Genomic DNA, 2,649 nt, shown 5'->3' with positions numbered 1-2,649 from the left:
GATTATTCGATTACGACCACGACAACGACAACGACAACGACAGCGTACCGGGGATCTCGGTCACCACATCAGTTCTGATCGCACCCGAGAGGCGCACCCGGGGCGCGCCGTTCGGGGTATGCTGATCTTCCTGCGTGCGGACCATGATCCCGGGCCGCCGCCGGGCGCCGGGCCGCCCCTGTGCTCGGTGGCGTACTTGGATGAGATTCTGCCCCGCTGGCTGGAGTGCGAGCCGGACAACCCCTATGTCGCGGCACTGGTCCCGCTGATCATCCCGCGCGCCGAGGACCTTCGGGTCCGCGCACCGGCGGCCTGGCAGGTGATCCGGACGGCACCCGTGGCGCCGCCGATCCGCGCCACCCTGGAACGGATGCTCGAATTCTGCTTGATGGAGCGGTTTCCATTACTCACCAATGAGGAGTTGCGCAGCATGTTGCCGGTACTGGTTCCACTGGAACAAACACGCGGCCATGAAGGCGAACCGCTGCGCCCCGCCTGACCTTGCCGCCCTGGCGGCGGCGGTGCGGCCGCTCGCCGGGCGCTACGCCTGGCGGCTGGTGGTGCTGTTCGGCTCCGTGGCCCGGGACGGGCGGGGGCGGGACCTGGACCTGGCCGTCCTGCCGCGGGTGGAGCCCGACTTGCTGGAGCAGGGCCGCTGGTGGTCCGATCTGGATGCACTGGTTCCGGGTATTGCCCTGGACCTGCTGGTGCTGGGCCCGGCGACTTCCCCCCTGACCCGGTTCGAGGTCATGCGGGAGGGCCGCTGCCTCTTCGAGGACACGGTGGGGCTCTTTGATCGGGAGCAGGACCGGGCCTTTTTTCTCTACGCGGATACCCAGTGGATCCGCGACCGGATGCGGGAGCTAGGCCATGGCCGCGGTCAAGATTGAGGTCATCGAGCGCAAGCGCGCCTTCTTCCGGCAATACCTGCACGACTTGGCGGTTTATGGTGCCCTGGATGCGACGGGCCGGCGGCGCGAGCACTATGCGATCGAGCGCCTCCTGCAACTGCTGTGTGAGTCCGCGGCGGACCTGTCGTTGCAGGTGCTCAAGGCGACCGGGCGGGTGCCCCCGGGGAGCTATCGTGAGATCTTCAGTGTCCTGGCCGACCTGGGCGCCATGCCCGGCGCACTGGCAGAGGAGTTGATCGCCGCCTGCGGTATGCGCAACCTCTTGACCCATCTCTACGATGTGATCGACCTCGGGCGCGTCATCGCGGCCGTCGAGCCCGCCCTGGCCCTGTACCGGACCTACGACGCCTGGCTCTGCGATTATCTGGCGCCTGCCGCCGGAGCATCAGCGCCGCGTGACTGAGCGGCGGGCCGCAACGAGGCCATCACCCACCTGCCGCGATTGGTCCTTTGGTGACACAAGGGTCAGCATTGCCCGGATTGGGGCCGCCGACCAAGGGTCATCCGGCGGTGCTCGCGCGCCCCGGGATTGTGCGGGTTCGTCGCAATAAATATCTTATAAAACAAGTCATCAAGCCCGTGCTGTCGACTATCTCCGGTCTTACTGTCGGTTACGCCTAAGCACCCGTCATCCCTTTGAAACAATTGGCCTTCGGTCGCCGGGCGGTGCAGGTTCCCGAATAGGTGGTATGAGATTTGCTTTCAAACCAGTGACCGCTTCGTCTCACCCGGGGGGGCGGTCAGGGGAGGGGCCACTTAGAGCCTCCCCCAGCCGGGTCCCGCCGACCGGCGCCTGTACCAGAATGATAAGGTTGGAGATAGACGCATGAACACGCACAGTAACCGGCTTTTTGCCCTTCTGACGGTCGTCGTGGGGAGTTTGTCCCTGGTCTGCACCGACCTGACGTCGGGTACGAACCAACTCCCCGTCGCGTCGGCGGGCCTGTGCAGCTCGGTGCCCGCGCAGATGCCCCTGCCCGCGCCCGGCGTCGGCGACCCCGCCCACCTGTCCGCGGCCATCACCGCGGCGCCTCAGGATCAGGTCACCGGCCTGCTGGGCGCCCTGGGGCAGTTGATCGTCGAGGCCGAACTCAGCCACGCGGCCGTCAGCGGCAGTTTCAACCCGGTCATCAGCGCCGCGGTCGCGGGTTCCGGCTTCGCGCTGGAGGTTTGCCGCAACACTATCGTAGGTGAGGTGTCCCTCGCCAATCAGCCGCGCCTGCGCTTCGTCATCGGTGACTTCGACGGGGACGGCAACACCGACGTGGCGGTGCAGCGGCCCGGCGCGGCGGCTTGGTCGGTCGACTTGGGCGCCTTGCGGCGCGCGACCGTTGGCGCCGGTGCCCCGATCCAACTGCGCCTGATCGAGGCCGCGCAACCGGGGGCGGCTGGTGCGGCCCGCGGCCAGGTCGACTGGCTCGCGCAGGGGCCTGACGCAGCCCGCGGGACGCGGCACAGCAGTTGATTCCAATGCGCAGAGCGAAGAAATCGCGGTCGTCATGGTGCGCACGGTGCACCCGACGGGTGGCGCGGGCCGCCGTCGGCTTGCCAATCGGCCCCCCGGCCGCATCTGGGACGTTTTTGGGCCATAACCCCCAGGAGGTGTTAACTGTTGTTTGATTCTTATTTATTATTATCTATAATTGCTCGCGTGAGCAAAACTTACCGCATCAACGAGTTCGCGAAACGGATCGGGAAAGCGCCCTCGACGATCCGGCGTTGGGAGCGCGAGGGTAAG

Annotated in this window: 5 protein-coding genes; all 5 read left to right on the top strand. The window is 66.6% G+C overall.

All coding sequences use genetic code 11. The features are described from left to right. Position 1 precedes the first annotated feature (1 nt). Entirely contained in the window at positions 2-499 is a 498-nt protein-coding gene (locus QZY48_RS14420; RefSeq protein ID WP_366929696.1) for a DUF2887 domain-containing protein, read from the top strand. Beyond that, positions 471-890 carry a nucleotidyltransferase domain-containing protein gene (locus tag QZY48_RS14415; protein WP_295431879.1) on the top strand — a complete coding sequence of 140 codons (420 nt, stop codon included), beginning with the start codon at positions 471-473 and terminating at the stop codon, positions 888-890. The genes QZY48_RS14420 and QZY48_RS14415 overlap by 29 nt, the downstream gene beginning before the upstream one ends. Continuing rightward, positions 871-1,314, top strand: a complete 444-nt coding sequence (locus QZY48_RS14410) for a HepT-like ribonuclease domain-containing protein (protein WP_295431876.1) — start codon at positions 871-873, stop codon at positions 1,312-1,314. Before QZY48_RS14415 ends, QZY48_RS14410 begins: the two co-directional genes overlap by 20 nt. 423 nt (positions 1,315-1,737) lie before the next feature. Then, complete coding sequence (locus QZY48_RS14405) at positions 1,738-2,376, top strand: hypothetical protein (RefSeq protein ID WP_295431873.1); 639 nt, start codon at positions 1,738-1,740, stop codon at positions 2,374-2,376. Between the two features lie 186 nt (positions 2,377-2,562). After that, positions 2,563-2,649, top strand: an 87-nt coding sequence (locus QZY48_RS14400) for a MerR family transcriptional regulator (RefSeq protein WP_295427042.1), incomplete at its 3' end; no start/stop codon positions are given.

The sequence above is a fragment of the uncultured Thiodictyon sp. genome (genome assembly GCF_903828115.1).
GTDB lineage: Bacteria > Pseudomonadota > Gammaproteobacteria > Chromatiales > Chromatiaceae > Thiodictyon.
The sequence above is the reverse complement of the archived record's forward strand: the minus strand, read 5'-3'. Positions and strand labels throughout refer to the sequence as shown.

Coding starts and splice junctions, on each gene's coding strand:
- QZY48_RS14415 (WP_295431879.1), top strand. CDS start 471: ATGAAGGCGAACCGCTGCGCCCCGCCTGACCTTGCCGCCCTGGCGGCG.
- QZY48_RS14410 (WP_295431876.1), top strand. CDS start 871: ATGGCCGCGGTCAAGATTGAGGTCATCGAGCGCAAGCGCGCCTTCTTC.
- QZY48_RS14405 (WP_295431873.1), top strand. CDS start 1,738: ATGAACACGCACAGTAACCGGCTTTTTGCCCTTCTGACGGTCGTCGTG.